The organism is Burkholderia aenigmatica (assembly GCF_902499175.1).
Classification (GTDB): Bacteria; Pseudomonadota; Gammaproteobacteria; order Burkholderiales; family Burkholderiaceae; genus Burkholderia; species Burkholderia aenigmatica.
Map to the genome: position 1 here is coordinate 67607 of NZ_CABVQC010000001.1, position 20260 is coordinate 87866.

Consider the following 20260-nt stretch of genomic DNA (forward strand, 5'->3'; position numbering starts at 1 on the left):
ATTATTTTGAAAGAATAATCGGCTTATATCACTGCCGGCCCGTAGTGCGGCGATTTACCGGACTGCCGCCGCACCCGCGGCCGCGATCACGCTATCCTGCACACCCGCGCCACCGCTGGTCCCGATCGCACCGATCAGTTGCCCGCCAACCACGATCGGAATACCGCCCTCCCCCGCGAGAATGCCCGGGATGCTGAGGTTGCCGGTCGCGCCGCCGTTGTTGATCGCGTTCTGCATGTCCTTGGTCTGCCTGCGGAAACGCACCGATGCCCGCGCCTTGGCTTCCGCAATATCGGTGGATGCGAGTTGCGTCCCATCCATTTTGTCGCACGAGACCAGATTCCCGCCGCTGTCGACGACGGCGATCGCGTATTTCCAGTTGCGGTGTCGGGCCTCTGCTTCGGCGGCCGCCATCGCCGTGCGCGCCTGTGCCAGCGTAATGGGCGGACCGTACGGGATGTCATACGGCAGTTGTTCGGGAATCGGTGCCGGCGCGGGAGATTGTGCGGCTGCATGGGCCGTGAAAATGGCGCTGGCCACGATGAAGATACGGGATTTCTTCGAAAGCATGAGAGAGGGTTCCAGAAAGGCTCGGCGAATGGTTGATCTTGCTTGTGTCACAAACGTCATGCCTCGTCAGCATGGTCACCGCAAGGCCTCCCCATTCGGGAATGGCAGCTGATTACTCAGGTGATGACGCAGGCCCGTGATCGAGGTTGGAATGTGACGCTGGCCGCGCAAGACTGCCACGGTGGAGATGGATCCTGAGAAACGGCAGGAACGGGTGCAGCAACGTGTTTTGATTGCTACAGACCCGAATACTATCCGACAGCCAATGACGGTGCGCCCGAGACCGAGGGCGCTACCGATGGTCAGCCAGACTTTCGACATCCTGTTGCCATGCCTGGCATTTCATTGAGGACGGCGACGACGCAATCGCATGCACGGATACGGTTTCGTCGATGGCGTGGTTGTAATAGCGGTCGGCGAGCAGCCCCCGCCGGCCCGGTCAGGCACCTTCGACCAGCACGGCCCGAAAGCGTGCGCCCTTGAAGCGATGCTGCACAGCGCTCTGGTATTCCGGGCTGTCGTACCACGCGCGCGCGGCGTCCCTGGACGGAAACTCGACGATCACCACGCCCTCCGGGCCGTCGCCCTCGAGCGTTTCCTGCGGGCCATACGCGGCCAGCACCTTCACCGGGTGGCCGGCCAGCGTCGCGCCGACCTTGCTCTGGTAGATGTCGAGTTCGTGTTGGTCCTGCGTGCTTTCATGCGTGAAGACGATATAGGTCGCCAAGATTGCACTCCTGATGCGGTTAGAGAATGACTGGACGATCCGGAGACGTCCGTCGGCCAACGACATTCATCCTAACGATGCGGTGCGCTTTCTCGTATCCCCCTTGCACCCAACTCAGTATTCGAGCCGGATTAACAATGGATGCCTTACTTGGTCGGGCGCATGGCGCGGCGGCTGCATCTCGCGTCGACAGTTGCCCCCCCAAAAAAACACCCCTCAAAGAGAGGGGTGCTTGGGCCGGATCGCGGCGCGTCCTCAGCCACTTGCCAGTCGGCTGAGAGAAACCATCGCCCGTCTCCGGAGCCGTCGATACGAAGCATCACGCTCACCCTACCCGCGCTTCTCCCTCGCGCTCGGCTTCTCCCTCATCCGAACCCGTCCGCGCCAGCACGGGCTTGAGCGCCTGTCCGGTATGGCTGGCGCTCACCTGCACGAGCGCTTCCGGCGGCGCCGCCGCGACGATCGTGCCGCCGCCCACCCCGCCTTCCGGCCCGAGATCGATGATCCAGTCGGCTTCCGCGATCACGTCGAGATCGTGCTCGATCACGACGACGCTGTGCCCCGCATCGACGAGCCGGTGCAGCACACGGATCAGCTTCGCGACGTCCGCCATGTGCAGGCCGACCGTCGGTTCGTCGAGCACGTACAGCGTGTGCGGCGCCTTCTGGCCGCGCCGCGTGATGTCGTCGCGCACCTTCGTCAGCTCGGTGACGAGCTTGATGCGTTGCGCCTCGCCGCCCGACAACGTCGGCGACGGCTGGCCGAGCGTCAGGTAGCCGAGGCCGACATCCTTCATCAGTTGCAGCGGATGCGCGATGTTCGAGATCGGTGCGAAGAACTCCACCGCCTCGTCGATCTCCATCGTCAGCACGTCGCCGATGTTCCGGCCGCGCCACGTGACGGCGAGCGTCTCCGGGTTGAAGCGCTGCCCGTGACACACGTCGCACGGCACCTTCACGTCGGGCAGGAAGCTCATGCCGATCGTGCGCACGCCTTGCCCTTCGCATGTGGGGCAGCGCCCGTCGCCGGTGTTGAACGAGAAACGCGACGCCGTGTAGCCGCGCGCCCGTGCTTCCAGCGTATCGGCAAACAGCTTGCGGATCGTGTCCCACACGCCGATATAGGTGGCCGGGCACGAGCGCGGCGTCTTGCCGATCGGCGTCTGGTCGACTTCCAGCACGCGATCGATCTGCTCCCAGCCGCTCAGCGACTCGCAGCCCTGCCATGCGTGCGTGACGTTCAGCGACGGCCGCGGTGCGCTGCGCGCCAGCACGCTCGAACGACGGTTGGTGGCCGGCGCGTCCTGCTGCACGGCCTTGCGTGCGCGCCGCGTGGCCGGCGACGACAGCACCGAGCGGCCGACCGCGTCGAGCAGGTTCGTCATCAGCACGTCGCGCGCGAGCGTCGACTTGCCCGAGCCGCTCACGCCCGTGACCGCGACGAGCCGCGCGAGCGGAATGCCCACCGTGACGTCGCGCAGGTTATGCAGCCGTGCGCCATGCACGGTCAGCCACGCGTCCGGCACCGCGGCGCCGCCCTTCTTGCCTGGCAAACTCACGCTGCGGCGCGGCTGCAGCGGGTGCGTCATCGGCTGCGCGAGCAGGCGCCCGGTTACCGAATCGGACTGCGCGGCCAGATCCGCGACCGCGCCCTGCGCGACCAGCGTGCCGCCACGCTTGCCCGCGCCCGGCCCGACGTCGATGATGTGATCGGCGCGGCGGATCGTGTCCTCGTCATGCTCGACGACGACGAGCGTATTGCCCTTGTCGCCGAGCTTGCGCAACGCGTCCAGCAGGATCTGGTTGTCGCGCGGATGCAGGCCGATCGTCGGTTCGTCGAGCACGTAGCAGACACCTTGCAGGTTGCTGCCAAGCTGCGCGGCGAGCCGGATGCGCTGCGCTTCGCCGCCCGACAGGCTCGGCGCCGCGCGATCGAGGCTCAGGTAGCCGAGCCCGACTTCCTCCAGAAACGCGAGGCGGCTGCCGATCTCGCTGACGATGTCACGCGCGATCTGCGCGTCGCGGCCTGTCAATTCCAGCCCGTCGATCCAGCGACGCGTGTCGGACACCGTCCATTGCGCGACCTCGACGATCGGATGCGCGTCGAACGTGACCGCGCGCGCGGACGGATTCAGCCGCGTGCCGTTGCAATCCGGGCACGGCTCGTTGCCGACGCCTTCCGGTTCCTGCTCGTCGGACGGCAGCGTCTGCTCGCGGCCGCGGCCGTCCTCGGCGAGCACCGTGTCGTCGTACGCGGCGCGCTGTTCGCGCGTGAGCGTGACGCCGGTGCCGACGCAGGTCGTGCACCAGCCATGCTTGCTGTTGTACGAGAACATCCGCGGGTCCAGCTCCGGGTAGCTCGTGCCGCACACCGGGCACGCGCGCTTGACCGACAGCACCTTGACCGTGCCGACGCGCGCGGTCGAATGATCGTTCTGCATCGCATCGTGCAACCCGTCGAGCGGCGCCAGCAGATGCATCACGCCCTTGCCGAGCTCGAGCGTCTCGTCGAGCACGCGGCGCAATTCGGCTTCGTTATCGGGCGACACGACGATATCGGCCACCGGCAGCTCGATCGTGTGCTCGCGGAAGCGGTCGAGCTTCGGCCACGGATCGACCGGCACGAACTCGCCGTCGACCCGCAGATGCGTGCTGCCGCGCGCCTTCGCCCACTTCGCGAGATCCGTATACACGCCCTTGCGGTTGACGACGAGCGGCGCGAGCAGCCCGACGTGCTCGTCGCGATGGTCGCGCAGCAACTGCGCAGCGATCGATTCGACCGATTGCGACGTAACCGGCGTGCCGTCGTGGATGCAATGCTGCAGGCCGAGCTTCACGTACAGCAGCCGCAGGAAGTGCCAGACCTCGGACGTGGTCGCGACCGTACTCTTGCGCCCGCCGCGCGACAGCCGCTGCTCGATCGCGACGGTCGGCGGAATGCCGTACACCGCGTCGACTTCCGGCCGGCCGGCCGGCTGCACGATCGAGCGCGCATATGCGTTCAGCGATTCGAGGTAACGGCGCTGGCCTTCGTGGAACAGGATGTCGAACGCGAGCGTCGACTTGCCGGAACCCGACACGCCGGTGATCACGTTGAACTTGCCGTGCGGGATGTCGACGTCGAGCGCCTTCAGATTGTGCTCGCGCGCGTTGACGATCCGCACGACGTCCTCGCCTTCGATCGCACGCCGCTCGCGCGCCGCGTTCAGCACGGCCTGCAACGGCTTGCCTTCGTCGGCGAGCGCCAGCTCGGCGTCCATCGCGCGGTCGTACTGCAGCAGCGCCACGCCGGTATGCGATGCGGCGCAGGCTTTCACGTCATCGGGCGTGCCCGCGCACAGCACGAGACCGCCGCCGTCGCCGCCCTCCGGGCCGAGATCGATCAGCCAGTCGGCCGCGCGGATCACGTCGAGGTTGTGCTCGATCACGATCAGCGAATGGCCGGCCGCGAGCAGCTTGCCGAACGCCTGCATCAGCTTCGCGATGTCGTCGAAGTGGAGCCCGGTGGTCGGCTCGTCGAACATGAACAGCTTCGCCCGCGCGATGCGCGCCTCTTCCGTGACGACCCGGCGCCCGTTGACGGCCGCCGCCGATTCGGCGAGGAAGCCGGCCAGTTTCAGGCGCTGCGCTTCGCCGCCCGACAGTGTCGGCACCGGCTGGCCGAGCTTCACGTATTCGAGGCCGACGTCGACGATCGGCTGCAGCACGCGCAGCACCTCGGCGTCGGTCGCGAAGAACGCGGCCGCTTCGCTGACGGTGAGATCCAGCACGTCGGCGATGCTCAGCGCGCGGCCGTTGCGCTCGATGCGCACTTCGAGAATCTCGGCGCGGTAGCGGCTGCCGTCGCAGTCCGGGCAGCGCAGGTAGACGTCGCTCAGGAACTGCATCTCGATGTGCTCGAAGCCCGAGCCGCCGCAGGTCGGGCAACGGCCGTCGCCCGAGTTGAAGCTGAACGTGCCGGCGCCGTAGCCGCGTTGCAGCGCGAGCGGCGCCTTCGCGAACAGCTTGCGGATCTCGTCGAACGCGCCGACGTAGCTCGCCGGGTTCGAACGCGTGGTCTTGCCGATCGGCGACTGGTCGACGAACACGACATCGCCCACCTGGTCGGCGCCCGTGAGGCTGCGGAACGCGCCCGGCGACTCGGTCGCCTTGCCGTGATGCCGCGCCATCGCCGGATAGAGCACGTCCTGCAGCAGCGTGGACTTGCCGGACCCCGACACACCCGTCACGCAGACGAGCCGTTGCAGCGGGATCTCGACCGTCACGTCGCGCAGGTTGTGTTCGCTCGCGCCTTCGAGCACGATGCGCGGCGTGTTCGCGTCGACCACCCGGCGCGCCCAGTTCGATGCGTGCGCGACATGCTTGCGGCCGCCGAGATACTCGCCCGTCAGCGTGTGCGCCGACCGGATGTCGCCCGGCGTGCCGTCGTAGACGATCGTGCCGCCACGCTCGCCCGGGCCGGGCCCCATGTCGATCAGCCGGTCGGCCGCAAGCATCACCGACGGATCGTGTTCGACCACGACCAGCGTATTGCCCGCGTCGCGCAGCCGCTGCATCGCCTCGACGATCCGTGTGAGATCGCGCGGATGCAGCCCGATGCTCGGTTCGTCGAGCACGAACAGGGTTTTCGTGAGCGACGTGCCGAGCGCCGTCGTCAGGTTGATCCGCTGCACCTCGCCGCCCGACAGCGTGCGGCTCTGCCGGTCGAGCGTCAGGTAGCCGAGCCCCACGTCGCACAGGTATTTCAGGCGCGTGCGCACCTCGGCGAGCAGCAGCTTCAACGCATCGTCGAGCAGCGCGCTCGGCAAGCTTATGTCATCGAAGAAGCGGCGAATGCGCTCGATCGGCAGCAGCATCAGGTCGTGCACGGTCAGGCCCGGCAGCGCTTCGAGCTGCGCGCGGCTCCAGTCGACGCCGCGCGGCATGAAGCGGCCGGCCGGCGCGAGCACGCCGTCGGCGTTCTCTTTCGAGCCGAGCCGCCATTGCAACGATTCCGTCTTCAGGCGCGCGCCGCCGCACACGTCACACGGCGTGTAGCTGCGGTATTTCGACAGCAGCACGCGGATATGCATCTTGTACGCCTTCGACTCGAGATAGCCGAAGAAGCGCTTCACGCCGTACCACTGGCTCTGCCACTTGCCGTTCCAGTCCGGCGAACCGTTGACGACCCAGTCGCGCTCGGCGTCCGACAACTCGGCCCACGGCGTGTCGCGCGGGATGCCGGCTTTCGCCGCGTAGCGCATCAGGTCGTCCTGGCACTCCTTCCAGGCCGGTGTCTGCATCGGCTTGATCGCGCCGCCGCGCAGCGTCTTGCGCGCGTCGGGGATCACGAGGCCGAGATCGACGCCGATCACGCGGCCGAAGCCGCGGCAGGTTTCACACGCGCCGTACGCCGAATTGAACGAGAACAGCGCCGCCTGCGGCTCCGCGTAGCGCAGGTCGCTGTCGGGATCGTGAAGCCCGGTGGAGAAACGCCACACCTGCGGCTCGGCGGCCGCGCCATCCGCCGGCTCCGGCTCCGCCGCGAGCACGTACACGTTCACGCGACCGCCGCCGCGTTTCAGCGACGCCTCGATCGCCTCGACGACGCGCACCTTGTCGGTGTTCTGCACGCGGAAGCGGTCGGCCACCACGTCGAGCACCTTGCGCAGCCCGGTGGGCGACGCGACCTCGCGCCGCGCCTGCACGCGCGTATAGCCGCTCGCGGACAACCACTGCGCGATTTCTTCGTCGGACACCGTTTCAGGCAATTCGACCGGGAACGTGACGACGACGCGCGGATCGTCCGCCTGCGTGCGCGCGACGAGCTCCGCGTAGATCGTCTCCGGCGTGTCGTGCCGCACCTGCCGCGCGGTCTGGCGATCGAACAGCTCGGCCGCGCGTGCATACAGCAGCTTCAGGTGATCGTTCAGCTCGGTCATCGTGCCGACGGTCGAGCGCGAACTGCGCACCGGATTGGTCTGGTCGATCGCGATCGCGGGCGGTACGCCGTCGACGCGCTCGACCTGCGGGCGGTCCATCCGGTCGAGGAACTGCCGCGCGTACGCGCTGAACGTCTCGACGTAGCGTCGCTGGCCTTCCGCGTACAGCGTGTCGAACACGAGACTCGACTTGCCGGAGCCCGACGGGCCGGTGACGACCGTCATCTCGCCGGTGCGCAGGTCGAGGTCGAGATTCTTGAGGTTGTGCTGACGTGCTCCGCGAATGCGGATCAGATTGCTGGATGACAATTTGCCTGCCCGTCTGAATGAGTTAGCCAGAGTTCACGGTGCCGGAACGCTGCGGCGGATGCCCGCAGGCGCGGCGCACGTGCCGCAACGTTGTACCCGTGCGGCTCGATTTCGACGGACACTATACTGTATATTCATACAGTTTTCCATGACGACCCTGGGGGCGTCATGGGCAGGCGGCTGGCTGTCGTGATTTACTTCGCCTGGCACGCGGTTCGCTCAAGCCGGAACCCGGTTTGGACGTCGCGCATGCTCGATGCGCTCGCGGTCCGCCCTCCCTGGCTGGACCCGTTTGACGACGGAAACGAAACACCCGCGCTGCGGCGGTCACGTCCATTCCCGGATATTGGATAGCGCATGACGAACAGCTTTCACGTCAAGTCCGGTCGCGCTGCACTGGCGACCGAAGTCGTCGGTCGCGGCGCCCCGATTGTGTTTCTGCACGCACGCGTCGCGGACCGCCGGATGTGGGACCACCAGATGCGCGAAATCGGCGCGAATCTCCAGGCCGTTGCCTACGATCGGCGAGGCTTTGGAGAAACAGCTGCTGAAGCAGAGGCTCATTCTTCCGTCGAGGATCTGATCGCCGTGATCCAGTCGGCGACAGACGGCTCTCCTGCAATACTGGTGGCCTGCTCGCAAGGAGGCGGAATAGCACTCGACGCAGCGCTTCGATATCCGTCACGTGTTCGCGCGCTTGTTCTGGTTGCGCCGAGTGTGACCGGCGCGCCAAAACTCATCCATGCGGCGCAGGTTGACGATTTGATCGCCCGTTTAGCCGACGCTGAGGCCAGCGGCCATATTGACGAAGCCATTGCAATACGCGCGAGTCTCTGGCTTGACGGCCCGCTTCAGCACGAAGGGCGCGTGACAGGTGAGGCTCGCGAGCTGTTTGACGAGATGAACGCTGTCGCTCTCGGTTTGCCCCCGGCGGGCATGAACGCGGATGCTCCGATTGCATATGGGCGCCTGGCGGAAATTTCCGTCCCGACCTTGGTGATGTGCGGTGATCTTGACCTTCCCGGCATTCAGGAGCGCAGTCGTTACGTCGCGAATACCCTATCTGGCGGCATCTTCCACCCCATAACCGGTACCGCCCATTTGCCGAGCCTCGAGCGGCCTCGGGAGGTCACGGCCACGATCGTGGATTTCATCGGATCACTGTCATGTCCAGCAATCGCGGTGGATGCGATACGCTGACGAAGATTCCGATTTCCATACTTCGAATTTCCCGTTGCGGCCCGTATCCGAAGTTTCGTGGATCCTGGTGCAATTCCCCTTTCCCGCTTTCGTCCTACACTTCACAGGTTCCTTTTGACCGAAGCGTTGCAATGAACATCGATTTTGACGTCGTCTGCGACAATCAGGGGCACTATTCGAATGGCCCGCATGCCCATCCTTGCGACATGCTGTTTGTCCCGCTCGACGGCATCTTCTCGGTGTCATCGCCACGCCAGGCGCGCGGCGAGGTGCTGGCGAGCGGGAGTCTCTGGTTCGTTCCCGAACGGCACATCCATCACGTATCCGCAACGCCCGCACAGCGCCATCTCTGCTACTACCTGAACATCGACAGCCTGATGCCGCGGGTCAATGCGGATCTGCGCTCGCCCATACAACATTCGGAGAAATGGGGAGCTTCGCTGCTCCTCTCCGACTTGCTGCGCATGCGTGCGCATCTCGCGCGAAAATCCGGCCCGCTTCTCGGGCCGTACGAACTCGACCTGCTCATTCTGCAGGAGGCCGGTCGCATCATGACGTCCGTCCTGCCGTCGCGCTCGCGCGAGCCGGCGGACATCGTGCGCGAGGTCAGGATTTACATCGGCGAGCACCTCGACGGCGATCTGTCCTGCACGACGCTCGCGCGTCAGTTCGGCACATCCGGACGGACGCTGTCGAGATGGTTCCAGGCCGAACAGGGGCGCTCGATCGGCCAGTACGTACTCGATACACGCCTCGTCGAAGCGAAGCGCCTGCTCTTCTCGACCACCTTGCCGGTAGTCGACATCCAGAACACCGTGGGCTTCGCTTCGGCCCCTCATTTCGCCTACTCGATGCGCAAGGCCTTCGGCCTGTCGCCGCGGCATCTGCGGCGCCGTGGCGCGGCCGCGTGGCAGGAAATCGACAGTCCTGGCCCGTCGACGACATAACGCATCGACGCTCCCCCTTACGCTCTGAATGCTGACGCTCGCGGCTCGACCGCCTCGCGAGCCCGCGTCAGCCGGAATTCGCATGAACCTCGAACGGAGTTGTCCGGTTGAAGTCAGCAGATTATCGGTGGTACGTGCTTGGCGTATCGACACTGACGCAACTGACCGCGGCGCTCGCGAGTCAGGGAATCGGTGTGTGGGGCACGTTCGCGCAGAAGACGTTCGGACTTTCGCTCGGCCAGATCGGCGGCCTCGCAACATTCTCGAACGTCGCCCCCATTCTCGGCCTCGCCCTCGTCGGGCGCATGCTGGATCAATACGGAGAGCGCTGGCCCGTCGTCCTCGGCCTGGCGATATTGAGCGTCGCGATGACGCTCGTTGCGCTGTCCTCCGGCTACGGGGGGCTCGTCGCCGGCATGCTGATGATCGGCGTCGGCTACAGCCCGGTTCAGCCGGGCGGCAGCCGGGCGATCTATCACTGGTTTCCGCCCGGCGAGCGCGGGCTCGCGATGGGTGTCAGGCAGGCTGCGCTACCGCTTGGCGGCGCACTGGCGGCGGCGCTCTTCCCCGCACTGCTCATCCACACGGACTGGGCGCGCGCGATGCTCGGCGCGAGCGCCGTGCTCGCGGCATCCGCGATCGTGTACGGCGCCGTTTTCCGAAATTCGCCCCGCCACGCCCAGCGTGCATCCGCGCCGGCCCGGCGTGGCCTGATGACCCATCTCCGCGACGCCGGATTCCGGCGAATCTCCGTCGTCGGCGCAGTGCTCGTCGGCGCGCAAACCGCGATCTCGATTTTCTGGGCGATCTTCGCGCAGCGTCGTTTCGGTTATTCGCCGACCGATGCCGCGTGGGTGCTGTTCATCGTGCAGTTGAGCGGCTCGGTAGGCCGGATCGCGCTGTCGGCCATCAGCGATCGCGTCGCCGACGGCAAGCGCCGGCTCGTCACGCTGTGCCTCGGCGTGACGCCCGTTGCGCTGATCACCGCGGCTTCGCTTCCAGCGCATTCGGCACCTTGGGTCGTCGGCGCGTTCTCGGCGCTGATCGGCGTGTGCTGTTTCGGCTGGTACGGACCCTGGGTAGTCTGGCTGTCGGACAGCGCAGAGGATGGGCAAGTCGGTGAAGTGCTCGGTGCGGCGATGGCCATCAACCAGATTGCGATTGCGTCCGTTCCCGCGATGTTCGGTTTCGTCTCCGACATCGTGCCCGCCCCTGCACTACCCTGGTACTGCATCTCCGGTCTGCTCGGTCTCGCTTTCGCCTGGACGTTTCGGGCATCGTTGAAGGAACGCGGCGCATCGGCTGCCGGCGGCAGCACCGATACGCGGAATGCGAGGAAGTGCCAGCCTTTGCGGTGACGCGACCTGAAGGAGCGACGCGCGCACGCAAGTCACTCGCTAATGCGCACTGTGATCGAAATTGCCGTTTGGCAGTGTTCCTGAGTGAAAGCGATCTCGGGAGACAGAGAATGTCGACGACGAATCATGGACAGTCTCACGCCCCTGAAAGAAATCCGGCAAACCATCCTGCATGCAAGTGGAATCAGGCCATCCCTCCTTCGCTACGCCTTTTTCGTATACGTGTTGCACCAGCCTTTCGCATTGACCTGCTTGCCGCCGAAAATCGCGCACGGCCCCGTCGTGGCGCCGGCCTTGCCCTGGAAGAACTGGCAGTTCGCACAGGCTTCGCCCGCCTGGAATTTCGGGTACTTCGCATGGTCGACCCGGCTGGCATCTGCCTTGTAGCCGAGCGCCTGGGCATTTGCATCGGTTTCCTGCACGATACCGGCACCGGCATCCGCCGCCGCCGCGCGGCGTCCAACGGCGAGCGCGGAGGCGAGAACGGTGGTCACTGCAATAAAGCGTCGGCGTGAAAATTTCATGGGGTCCTCCCTTCAGGTTTGCATGAACGGATGTCCGGGGACGCCGTCCGCTCCGAAACTGCGTCCACCGATGGCGCATGTACCGTGCCCATCGCGATGCGAGGCGCCCGTCGGCCAACGCGCGGCCAGCGAAGCCATCAGCGAAAGAACAACTCCCGCATCCCGAACGTGTGATGCGCTTCGGCCGCCATCAGCACCATGAGCACCAGCAGGCACAGCGGCGGGATCAGGATCGCGTACACCAGCGCCAGCCGTTCCCACATCATGTGCATGAAGATCGACACGATCAGCCCGGCCTTGGCGATCATCAGCACGACGATCAGCACCCAGCGCATCAGGCCCTGCACGTTGAAGTAGTCGACCAGGTACGAGAACGTGCTCAGCACGAACAGCAGGCCCCAGATCTTCAGGTAGAGGCCGATCGGATGCTGCTGGCCGTGCGCGGCGTCGGGTCGATCGGCGGGATCGGTGTGCTCCATGGCTGCCTCACCACAAATAGAACAGCGCGAAGATGAACACCCACACCAGGTCGACGAAGTGCCAGTACAGGCCGGCAATCTCGACGATCTGGAAGTTGCCGTGTTCGGTAAACCCCGGCTGCAGGATCTTGCGTGCGATCAGCAGCAGGTAGATCACGCCGCAGGTCACGTGAAAGCCGTGGAACCCGGTGATCGTGAAGAAGCACGCACCGAACTGCGCCGCGCCGAGCGGGTTGCCCCACGGGCGGATCCCTTCACGGAAGATCAGGTTGCTCCATTCGAACGCCTGCAGCGACAGGAAGGTCGCGCCCAGCAGCGCGGTCGCCAGCAACAGCGCGGCGGCGGGTCGCGCGTTGCGCCGGTAGCCGAAGTTGACGGCCATCGCCATGGTGCCGCTGCTGCTGATCAGCGTGAACGTCATGATCGCAATCAGCAGCAACGGCACTTCCACGCCGCCCACGCTGAGCCCGAACACCTTCGCGGTATCGGGCCACGGGGCCGTGGTCGACATGCGCACCGTCATGTAGCCGATCAGGAAGCTGCTGAAGATGAAGGTGTCCGACAGCAGGAAAATCCACATCATCGCCTTGCCCCACGGCACCCGGAAGGCTTCGCGGTCGGACGACCAGTCCGTGACGATGCCGCGCCAGCCGTCGGGCCGCGCGTCGGCGGACGGGGCCGCAGGCGATTCGGCCGCGGATTCGGTATGAACCGTGGGCGCGGTCATGGCGCGGCTCCATACAGCGGCCCGCAGATCGCGGCGACGATCCCGGGGGTCAGCCACCACATCGCCGCCAGCAGCACGAGCCAGACGGCGAGCAGGAAATGCCAGTAGAGCGCGCACAGCGCGATGGCCCGTTGGACCCGGAACGGGTCCGCGCGCCGGAGCTGCGCCATCGTCACACCCCACGCCACCAGCCCGCCCAGCACATGCACCCCGTGCAGGCCGGTGAGCAGGTAGAGGAAGCTGTTGGACGGATTGACGGTGACGGTCTCCCCGGCCGCCGCCAACATGTGCCACGCAGTCAGTTGCCCGATCACGAACACGGCCGCCAGCACGCCGCCGGTTAGCAGCCACACCGTGCGGAACAGGCCTATCCGCCGGGCACGCTGCATCGCGATGCTGGCCAGCGCCAGCGCGCCGGTGTTCCACCACAGCAGCGCCGGATGCGGGATCGGCTGCCAGTCGGATTCGCGCATGCGCATCGCATAGGCGAGCAGCAGCAGCGAAAACAACGTCGTGGCCACCGCCATGAAGACGGCCAGCCCCGTGCGGCCCGCATTCGGCAAGCCGGGTGGCGCATCGGGAACGAAGGGGCGCGGCAGCGTGGTCATTCGTGTGCCTCGCCGGGGTGCAGCGTCGGGCGGGCCGCTTCAGGTTCAGGCGCGGTCGCCGGCGGCTGGTTCTGCGGCACGAAGTCTTCCTCCTGCCCCGGCGGACTGTATTCGTATGCCCAGCGATAGACGATGGGAAGCGCCGCGCCCCAGTTGCCGTGTACGGGCGGCGTTTGCGGTGTCTGCCATTCGAGCGTGGTGGCCCGCCACGGGTTGCCGTCGGCACGCCGGCCGCGCACGAGGCTCCACGCCAGGTTGAACAGGAACAGCAACTGCGCCGCCGCGACGATCAGCGCGACGATCGTGATGAACGTGTTGAGCGTCTGCGCCGAATGCGGAATGAAGCTGTAGCCCTGATACGCGTAATACCGCCGCGGCATGCCGAGGATGCCGAGATAGTGCATCGGGAAGTAGATCGCATAGGTGCCGACGAAGGTGATCCAGAAATGCGCGCGCCCGAGCGTGTCGTCGAGCATGCGGCCGGTCACCTTCGGGTACCAGTGGTAGAGGCCGCCGAACACCACCAGGATCGGCGACACGGCCATCACCATATGGAAGTGCGCGACCACGAAATACGTGTTCGACAGCGGGATGTCCACGCTCACGTTGCCGAGGTAGAGCCCGGTCAGCCCGCCCAGCACGAAGGTGCTGATGAAGCCGATCGCGAACAGCATCGGCACGGTCAGGTGGATATCGCCGCGCCACAGCGTCAGCACCCAGTTGTAGACCTTGAGGGCGGTCGGGACGGCGATGATGAGCGTGGTGGTGGCGAAGAAGAAGCCGAAGTACGGATTCATGCCGGCGATGAACATGTGGTGCGCCCAGACCACGAAGCTCAGCGCGCCGATGATGACGATGGCCCACACCATCATCCGGTAGCCGAAGATGCTCTTGCGCGCGTGCGTGCTGATGAGATCCGACGCGATGCCGAAGGCCGGCAGCGCGACGATGTAGACCTCCGGATGCCCGAAGAACCAGAACAGGTGCTGGAACAGCAGCGGGCTGCCGCCGGCATGCTTGAGCGTCTGCCCCATCGACACCACGGCCGGGATGAAGAAACTGGTGCCGAGCGTCCGGTCGAACAGCATCATCACCGCCGACACGAACAGCGCCGGAAACGCCAGCAGCGCCATGATGGTCGCGATGAAGATGCCCCACACCGTGAGCGGCATGCGCATCAGCGTCATGCCGCGCGTGCGTGCCTGCAGCGTGGTGGTCACGTAGTTCAGGCCGCCCATCGTGGCCGCGACGATGAAGATCGCCAGCGACACGAGCATCAGCACGATGCCCCATTCCACGCCCGGCGTGCCCGGCAGGATCGCCTGCGGCGGATACAGCGTCCAGCCCGCACCGGTCGGCCCGCCCGGCACGAAGAAGCTCGCCACCAGCACCAGCACGGCCAGCAGGTAGACCCAGTAGCTCAGCATGTTGAGAAACGGGAACACCATGTCGCGCGCGCCCAGCATCAGCGGGATCAGGTAATTGCCGAAACCGCCCAGGAACAGCGCCGTCAGCAGGTAGATCACCATGATCATCCCGTGCATGGTGACGAACTGGTAGTAGTGGTTCGCGTCGATGAACGCGAACTTGCCCGGAAAGCCGAGCTGCAACCGCATCAGGTCCGACAAGACGAGGCCGACCAGGCCGATCGCGATGGCCGTCAGCGCGTACTGCACGGCGATCACCTTGTGGTCCTGGCTCCACACATAGCGGGTCCAGAAGCTGTGCGGGACGTGGTCGGTGTGCGCATAGGTCATGGCATCTGCTCCGCTACGGCTGGGCCGCGGTACTGGCGGGCGGCGTCCCGCCTTGCGCCTTGATATAGGCCACCAGCGCGGTCAGTTCCTGCTCGCTCAGGTCGAAGTGCGGCATGATCGGCGAGAAGCCCTTCACGACGCGGGCCGTCGGATTGCGGATGAACGCGCGCAGATAGGCTTCGTCCACCGTCGCGGTGCTGCCGTCGGCCATCGTTTCGGTCTTGCCGTACAGGCCCTTCCAGGTCGGACCGACGAGCGGGCTGCCGTCCACGGTATGACAGGCGACGCAGCCCTTGCCCGCCGCGAGCGTCTTGCCCAGGTTGACAAGCGCCTGCGCGCTGCCACCGGCAGCCGCGGGTGCGGCCTGCACGTGGGCCAGCTGCTGCTGCGCGAACGTGGTCTGCTGCGCCAGCCAGCGCGAGAACGCGGCTTCGTCTTCCACCACCACCACGCCGCGCATGCTGGAGTGCCCGATCCCGCAGAGCTGCGCGCACAGGATGTCGTAGCGCCCTGCCTTGGTCGGCGTGAACCAGAAGGTCGTCACCATGCCCGGCACCATGTTCATGCGCGCGCGGAACGGCGGAACGTAGAAGTCGTGCAGCACGTCGCGCGACCGCGTCAGGACCTGGATCGGCCGGTTGAGCGGCAGGTGCACTTCGGGCGTCTCGATCAGGTAGTTGTCACGGCCGTTGGGGTCGGCGGGGTTCAGGCCGAACGGGTTGTCGTTGCTGATGTAGCGCACGTCCGTCGTGCCCAGCTTGCCGCCGGGGCCGGCGAAGCGGAAGCGCCATTGCCATTGCTGGCCGAGCACTTCCATTTGCAGCACGTTGCGCGGCGGCCGGATGTAGTCCGCGTAGACGAACAGCCCCGGTGCCAGCAACGCCGCCACGCCGACGGCGGTCAGGCCGATCAGCCACCATTCCAGCTTCCGGTTATGCGGTTCGTAGGCCGCGCGATGCCCGCTGCGGTGGCGATAGCGCACCAGTGCGACCACGATGAACAGGTTGATGGCGATGAAGAATGCACCGGTGATGACGAGCGTGATCGTCAGCATGTCGTCCATGCGCACCCAGTTCGACGCGATCGGCGTGATCCACCACGGACTGGCAAAGTGAAACCCCACCGCCAACAGGATGATCAGGACCAGGGCAATCGCAAGGGCCATAGGCCGCCTCGCTGCGTGTCACCCGCCGGAGCCGCGAACGCGCGCTCCAGGCGTCAACGTGCCGCCTTGCCGTCTTTCGTATTGTTATTTTGGCGGCAGTCTGCCAGGACCGATTCGTCTGGCGTTGCAGGCGGCTCTAAAGAAAAGGTAGTTCGCTCCTCCCTATCGCGCAAGACAGTGGAAGCGCGAAGCGCGCCCCGGTACGAGCCGCGAGAATGACGGTTTCGAGTGGTTGCTTCACGTGCGGCAATGCCATGCGAAACGGCCACCTCCGGCGTCAGTTGCCGAGGCGGCCATCGCTTGATGGGCACCGGTTATTCAGAGTCGGCGCATCGGGAACAAAACGCCGCGTCAGTCCACCGCGTTCTGCCTGCGTCGCCGTTCCAGCATGCCGTAGGTGACAGCCGCCACCACGCCGAACAGCAGGTTGGCCAGCAACGGTCCGGAACCGCGTTCCGAGACGAACCACGGGAACACGGCCGTCATCACGTAGAAGTTCCACCCATACGCGACGAGCCCGAACGCCAGCCCGATGACCGCCTCCATGCCCACGCTCGAATCGAAGCGGAACGGCGCCATGATCGCGGCGAGGATCATCCCCATGATCGCGCCGAGCACGTAGTGCAGAAACAGCGCCAGCGCGACGATTTCGAGGTTGAATTGCGACATCTGACCGAGCGCGCTGCGGCCCATCACCATCGCCGCGATCTTGTGGGTCGGTTGCCACGGGCTTTCACCGATCACGAGGGTCGACCAGAAGAATTCCAGCGCGATCACCAGCGCACCGCCCGCAAGACCGGCCACGGCAGCGCAAAGCCAGTCGGGTGTACGCCGCTCCCAATGGTGTGATTGAATGTGCAGTTCCATACGACCTCCTTGCTGACGGTTCCACTTCAGCAATCATGTTCAGAAGGCACCACGCGCGCAGGTCAACGGCACGTTCCTTGCGCACTTCGTCATGGAAGACAGGAGTCCTGACGCAAGGGTCAGAAGCCCTGCGCGGTGCCTCGCACCGCGACACGCCGCACCACGTTCGGCATCGGCGTGTCGGCAGGCGGTGGGCGCGCGGTGTTGTTCTGTTGGTTCACCGGTCAGGAACGACGCTGATACGCCGTGACGCACGCAGCCCGCCACGTCGCTGCCTGCGCGCGCCATGCAGCAACGCCCGAGCCGCTCGCGTCGAGACGCAAGAGCCTGTCGCCCTGGGTCGCGGCAATGCGATAGCGCGCCCGGCGGTGTGCGTCGACGCGCTCGGGCGTCGTGCGTGCCGGTATTCGCGTTTCAGGGGAAGATCGGTGTCGTAGGCTCGCCACCCTCCAGGTCGGCCGTCGGAAAATGCTGAGCGACCATCTGCTCGATTTCCTGCTCTCGCAATGGCGGTACGTCGGCCATGATCAGGATCTGGCCTTCCTTGATCGCTTCACGAAATCGCTCGAGTCGCGCGTTCGGCTCGGCAATGCCGATCATCGCGGCCGTCCACGCGCCGAAGCCCGCCCCCATCACCGTCAATGCGACGACGGCGCCGCCCGCGATCACGAGCTCCGCAGGGGGGAACACCAACGCGACGAGGCCGATCAGCGCGCCCGTCGCACCGCCGAATGCGACGCCGCGCTCCAGCGCATGCACGACATCGCTGCTCTGCAGCAACGATGCTTCGGGTAACTGATCGAGTGTGACGCTGTGATTCGCGAGAACGTGGATATGACGCCAGATGATGCGCGCGCGCAGCAAGTCATCAACGATTGCCTTCGCCATCGGCGTATCGGGTACGAGGAAATAAAGGCGTCTCATGTTGGCACCCCTTTTTGCCATCAACGACTCTTTTCATTTTATGTCAGCATTGGCGACGCGCTAGGTGCTTGCGGGTCAGTACCGACGCCGCATGCGCGACGCATGACCTGTTGCACCGCACGCACGATACGGTCTGGCGATCTGTTGCAAGGCAGGCACCACGAGCAACGTCAAGCATGGCCTTTCTTGCCGAACGACAGACACCGCCATGCGCTCGGGCTGTGCCGAACGTCCGATCACCGCGGCCCGATGCGGTCGCTCAACCCACGTGGCAGGGGCTGGATAGGAGCGGTTGGCGCCGATCGCCGTCGATCGATGCGGGGCCCGCGTGGCACGCTGGGTCATTCGCCCCTGATTGACGCTATCCGCGCTTGCGCAACGGCTCCAACAAGTCGCGCAGGCCGTTGTGATCGATCTCGTGCATCAGCGCGAGCTGCCGGCCGATCTCACCGCGCGGGAACCCTTCGCGGGCCAGCCAGTTGAGGTAAGGCCCGGGCAGGTCAGCAATGAGTCGTCCCTTGTATTTTCCGAAGGGCATGGTGACGGTGACGAGGTGTTCGAGGTCTGGATTTTGCATGCGGGTATTGTGCACGGCTTTCCGCTCGTGTCGCATGCCGAGCGATTGAAGGTCGGGATTTCGGCCCTTCGCGGGAGACGGCTTCGTGACGCAGCGCCGGGTTGACGGCAATCGCTCACCTCCGGCCGGCGGCGGCCGATTACCCGCCGGATCGAGCACCGGCGGATACGGATGAGTCGGCCGGATTGACGCGTGGACCTTCGAGGCGGCAATACCGCCTTCAACGACCTCGAGGAAAGGACGCTGCAAACCGCCTGTGCCCCGTTTCTGGCCTGCTAGACTGGAATTCCCCCCTGCAAACGATGGAGGGAATCATGTTGTCCGTCTACGTCGTGAAGACCGGCGAGCAATTCCTGTGCACCGCCGAGGATGGCGATATCGGCATGGCACCGGCGGTTGAAGATGCCACGTCGTTTCTTTCGTACGAGGAAGCGGAAAAGGCAGCGCACGTGCATGCCGACCCCGGATACGAAATCGTGGCCGTCTGCGTGCTCAAACACTGAGATGGCGCCCGCTGCCGGGCGCTCGGCGAGGAAGTGCGGCTCGCGGTTCCGCTGGCGCCATGCGGCATGGGTGGCGCGATTGGCTGCGTCCGAAATTGCCTGCGAACGGACCGATTGCGGGTCGGGATGCTCATGATGGCGGCACCCTGTGCGTCAACAGGCCCGCGGTGTGAAGTACGACGCAGCGCACGCGCGACGCGGAACGCGCCTTTCCGGAGACGCGTGACATCCGGCGCGCGCTCCCCGAACGCGGCACGGCCAGGAATCGAACCGTCGGTGCTCCGTTTTTATCGTCTGGGGCCTTTCATGCCCTCCGACTCCATGGCCGCATGCCACTCTTCATTCGCCTCGATCGGGTCCATCGCTTCGTCAACCGACGCGGTTGCGCGCTCGGCGGCCGCTCTGGTTTCATCTGCCGGGGAAGCGACATCGCTGTCGCCGTCGCCCGGGGGATGAAGCATGTCGTTGAGCATGGCGCTCAACTCCGACGTGTCCCATGGCAGCCCACGCCGAGTCCGATCCTTGATGTAGTGCCTTACTTCCGCGTCCTGCTCCACGGTCAGCGGCAGCCCTCGGAAGGTGCTTTGGGGACCAGCGTCGATCATCGCATTCTCCTGTTTCATGGCATGTTCAGTGTACTCGCCATCGCAAGCACGCGAGCCACGATTGCTGCGCCCTTGCGTCGGATCAAACGTGCGGGCTCGACAGGCCGGCGGCGGCCACAATGCGTCGCTCCCCAGCAGCGTTTCGGACATCAGGGCGACCGTTCCCCCCGGCAAGCAGCCGTTCGACCAATGTGACGAGCGTCGCAAGATCGACTGTTTGCAGCAGAGCCGACGCTGGCATCCTCCCGCTGCATTCGTCCGGCATTTCCGTGCACGCGAATCATCTTCGTTCGCGCGCCATCCGATGGCGGCCCGCCCGCCTCTATTCTTAAAATAGGACGATTGATTCAAAAAATCGAAACCCGATTGACACGTCTGAAATTACACGGATTTCATTGGATTTTTTATTTCGAAAAATAACTTTACGTCGCCTTGTAATCCGTCAATCGTCCGTCTATGTTCGTTCAATAACGAATAGTCTTGCTCACCAGGT

At 65.3% G+C, this 20260-nt stretch carries 17 protein-coding genes; 4 read left to right on the plus strand and 13 right to left on the minus strand.

Annotated elements, in window-relative coordinates; genetic code table 11:
* Positions 1-54: 54 nt before the first annotated feature.
* The 3 genes from BDO18943_RS00320 to uvrA form a co-directional block, all read right to left on the minus strand.
* On the minus strand, positions 55-570 hold the full coding sequence (locus BDO18943_RS00320) for a GlcG/HbpS family heme-binding protein (protein WP_235995718.1): 516 nt from the start codon (positions 568-570) through the stop codon (positions 55-57).
* Between the two features lie 439 nt (positions 571-1009).
* A complete protein-coding gene (locus tag BDO18943_RS00325) occupies positions 1010-1297 on the minus strand; it encodes a DUF1330 domain-containing protein (RefSeq protein ID WP_175020711.1) in 288 nt (95 codons plus the stop codon).
* A 325-nt stretch (positions 1298-1622) separates the two neighbouring features.
* Complete coding sequence (gene uvrA / locus BDO18943_RS00330; protein ID WP_175020712.1) at positions 1623-7526, minus strand: excinuclease ABC subunit UvrA; 5904 nt, start codon at positions 7524-7526, stop codon at positions 1623-1625.
* Positions 7527-7883: 357 nt separating this feature from the next.
* On the opposite strand from uvrA, the gene BDO18943_RS00335 reads away from it, so the two are divergent.
* The 3 genes from BDO18943_RS00335 to BDO18943_RS00345 all read left to right on the plus strand — a co-directional run bounded on the left by BDO18943_RS00335 (position 7884) and on the right by BDO18943_RS00345 (position 11031).
* Entirely contained in the window at positions 7884-8726 is an 843-nt protein-coding gene (locus BDO18943_RS00335; RefSeq protein WP_175020713.1) for an alpha/beta fold hydrolase, read from the plus strand.
* Positions 8693-9673, plus strand: coding sequence for an AraC family transcriptional regulator (locus BDO18943_RS00340; RefSeq protein WP_175020714.1), 981 nt, complete (start codon positions 8693-8695; stop codon positions 9671-9673). The genes BDO18943_RS00335 and BDO18943_RS00340 overlap by 34 nt, the downstream gene beginning before the upstream one ends.
* A 107-nt stretch (positions 9674-9780) precedes the next feature.
* Entirely contained in the window at positions 9781-11031 is a 1251-nt protein-coding gene (locus tag BDO18943_RS00345; protein WP_175020715.1) for an MFS transporter, read from the plus strand.
* A gap of 203 nt (positions 11032-11234) precedes the next feature.
* Here the strand turns inward: BDO18943_RS00345 and BDO18943_RS00350 are convergent, their stop codons facing one another.
* The 9 genes from BDO18943_RS00350 to BDO18943_RS00390 form a co-directional block, all read right to left on the minus strand.
* On the minus strand, positions 11235-11555 hold the full coding sequence (locus tag BDO18943_RS00350; RefSeq protein WP_175020716.1) for a high-potential iron-sulfur protein: 321 nt from the start codon (positions 11553-11555) through the stop codon (positions 11235-11237).
* A gap of 137 nt (positions 11556-11692) precedes the next feature.
* Positions 11693-12034 carry a cytochrome C oxidase subunit IV family protein gene (locus tag BDO18943_RS00355; RefSeq protein WP_043184330.1) on the minus strand — a complete coding sequence of 114 codons (342 nt, stop codon included), beginning with the start codon at positions 12032-12034 and terminating at the stop codon, positions 11693-11695.
* 7 nt (positions 12035-12041) lie between these two features.
* Positions 12042-12761, minus strand: coding sequence for a heme-copper oxidase subunit III family protein (locus BDO18943_RS00360; protein WP_175020717.1), 720 nt, complete (start codon positions 12759-12761; stop codon positions 12042-12044).
* A complete protein-coding gene (locus BDO18943_RS00365) occupies positions 12758-13369 on the minus strand; it encodes a cytochrome c oxidase subunit 3 (protein ID WP_175020718.1) in 612 nt (203 codons plus the stop codon). Before BDO18943_RS00365 ends, BDO18943_RS00360 begins: the two co-directional genes overlap by 4 nt.
* Positions 13366-15126: a cytochrome c oxidase subunit I gene (gene ctaD, locus BDO18943_RS00370; protein ID WP_175020719.1), complete on the minus strand. Its 1761-nt coding sequence runs from the start codon at positions 15124-15126 to the stop codon at positions 13366-13368. Before ctaD ends, BDO18943_RS00365 begins: the two co-directional genes overlap by 4 nt.
* A 13-nt stretch (positions 15127-15139) precedes the next feature.
* Positions 15140-16291 carry a cytochrome c oxidase subunit II gene (locus tag BDO18943_RS00375; RefSeq protein WP_175020720.1) on the minus strand — a complete coding sequence of 384 codons (1152 nt, stop codon included), beginning with the start codon at positions 16289-16291 and terminating at the stop codon, positions 15140-15142.
* A 351-nt stretch (positions 16292-16642) separates the two neighbouring features.
* Positions 16643-17158: a hypothetical protein gene (locus BDO18943_RS00380; protein WP_175020721.1), complete on the minus strand. Its 516-nt coding sequence runs from the start codon at positions 17156-17158 to the stop codon at positions 16643-16645.
* A gap of 414 nt (positions 17159-17572) precedes the next feature.
* Positions 17573-18082, minus strand: a complete 510-nt coding sequence (locus BDO18943_RS00385; RefSeq protein WP_089452688.1) for a DUF1269 domain-containing protein — start codon at positions 18080-18082, stop codon at positions 17573-17575.
* A gap of 361 nt (positions 18083-18443) precedes the next feature.
* On the minus strand, positions 18444-18659 hold the full coding sequence (locus BDO18943_RS00390; RefSeq protein WP_043184321.1) for a DUF3820 family protein: 216 nt from the start codon (positions 18657-18659) through the stop codon (positions 18444-18446).
* A 314-nt stretch (positions 18660-18973) separates the two neighbouring features.
* On the opposite strand from BDO18943_RS00390, the gene BDO18943_RS00395 reads away from it, so the two are divergent.
* Positions 18974-19162 (plus strand): hypothetical protein, encoded by a 189-nt coding sequence (locus BDO18943_RS00395; RefSeq protein WP_043184320.1) that lies wholly within the window; start codon positions 18974-18976, stop codon positions 19160-19162.
* 287 nt (positions 19163-19449) lie between these two features.
* Here the strand turns inward: BDO18943_RS00395 and BDO18943_RS00400 are convergent, their stop codons facing one another.
* Entirely contained in the window at positions 19450-19767 is a 318-nt protein-coding gene (locus BDO18943_RS00400) for a hypothetical protein (protein WP_175020944.1), read from the minus strand.
* Between the last annotated feature and the right edge of the window lie 493 nt (positions 19768-20260).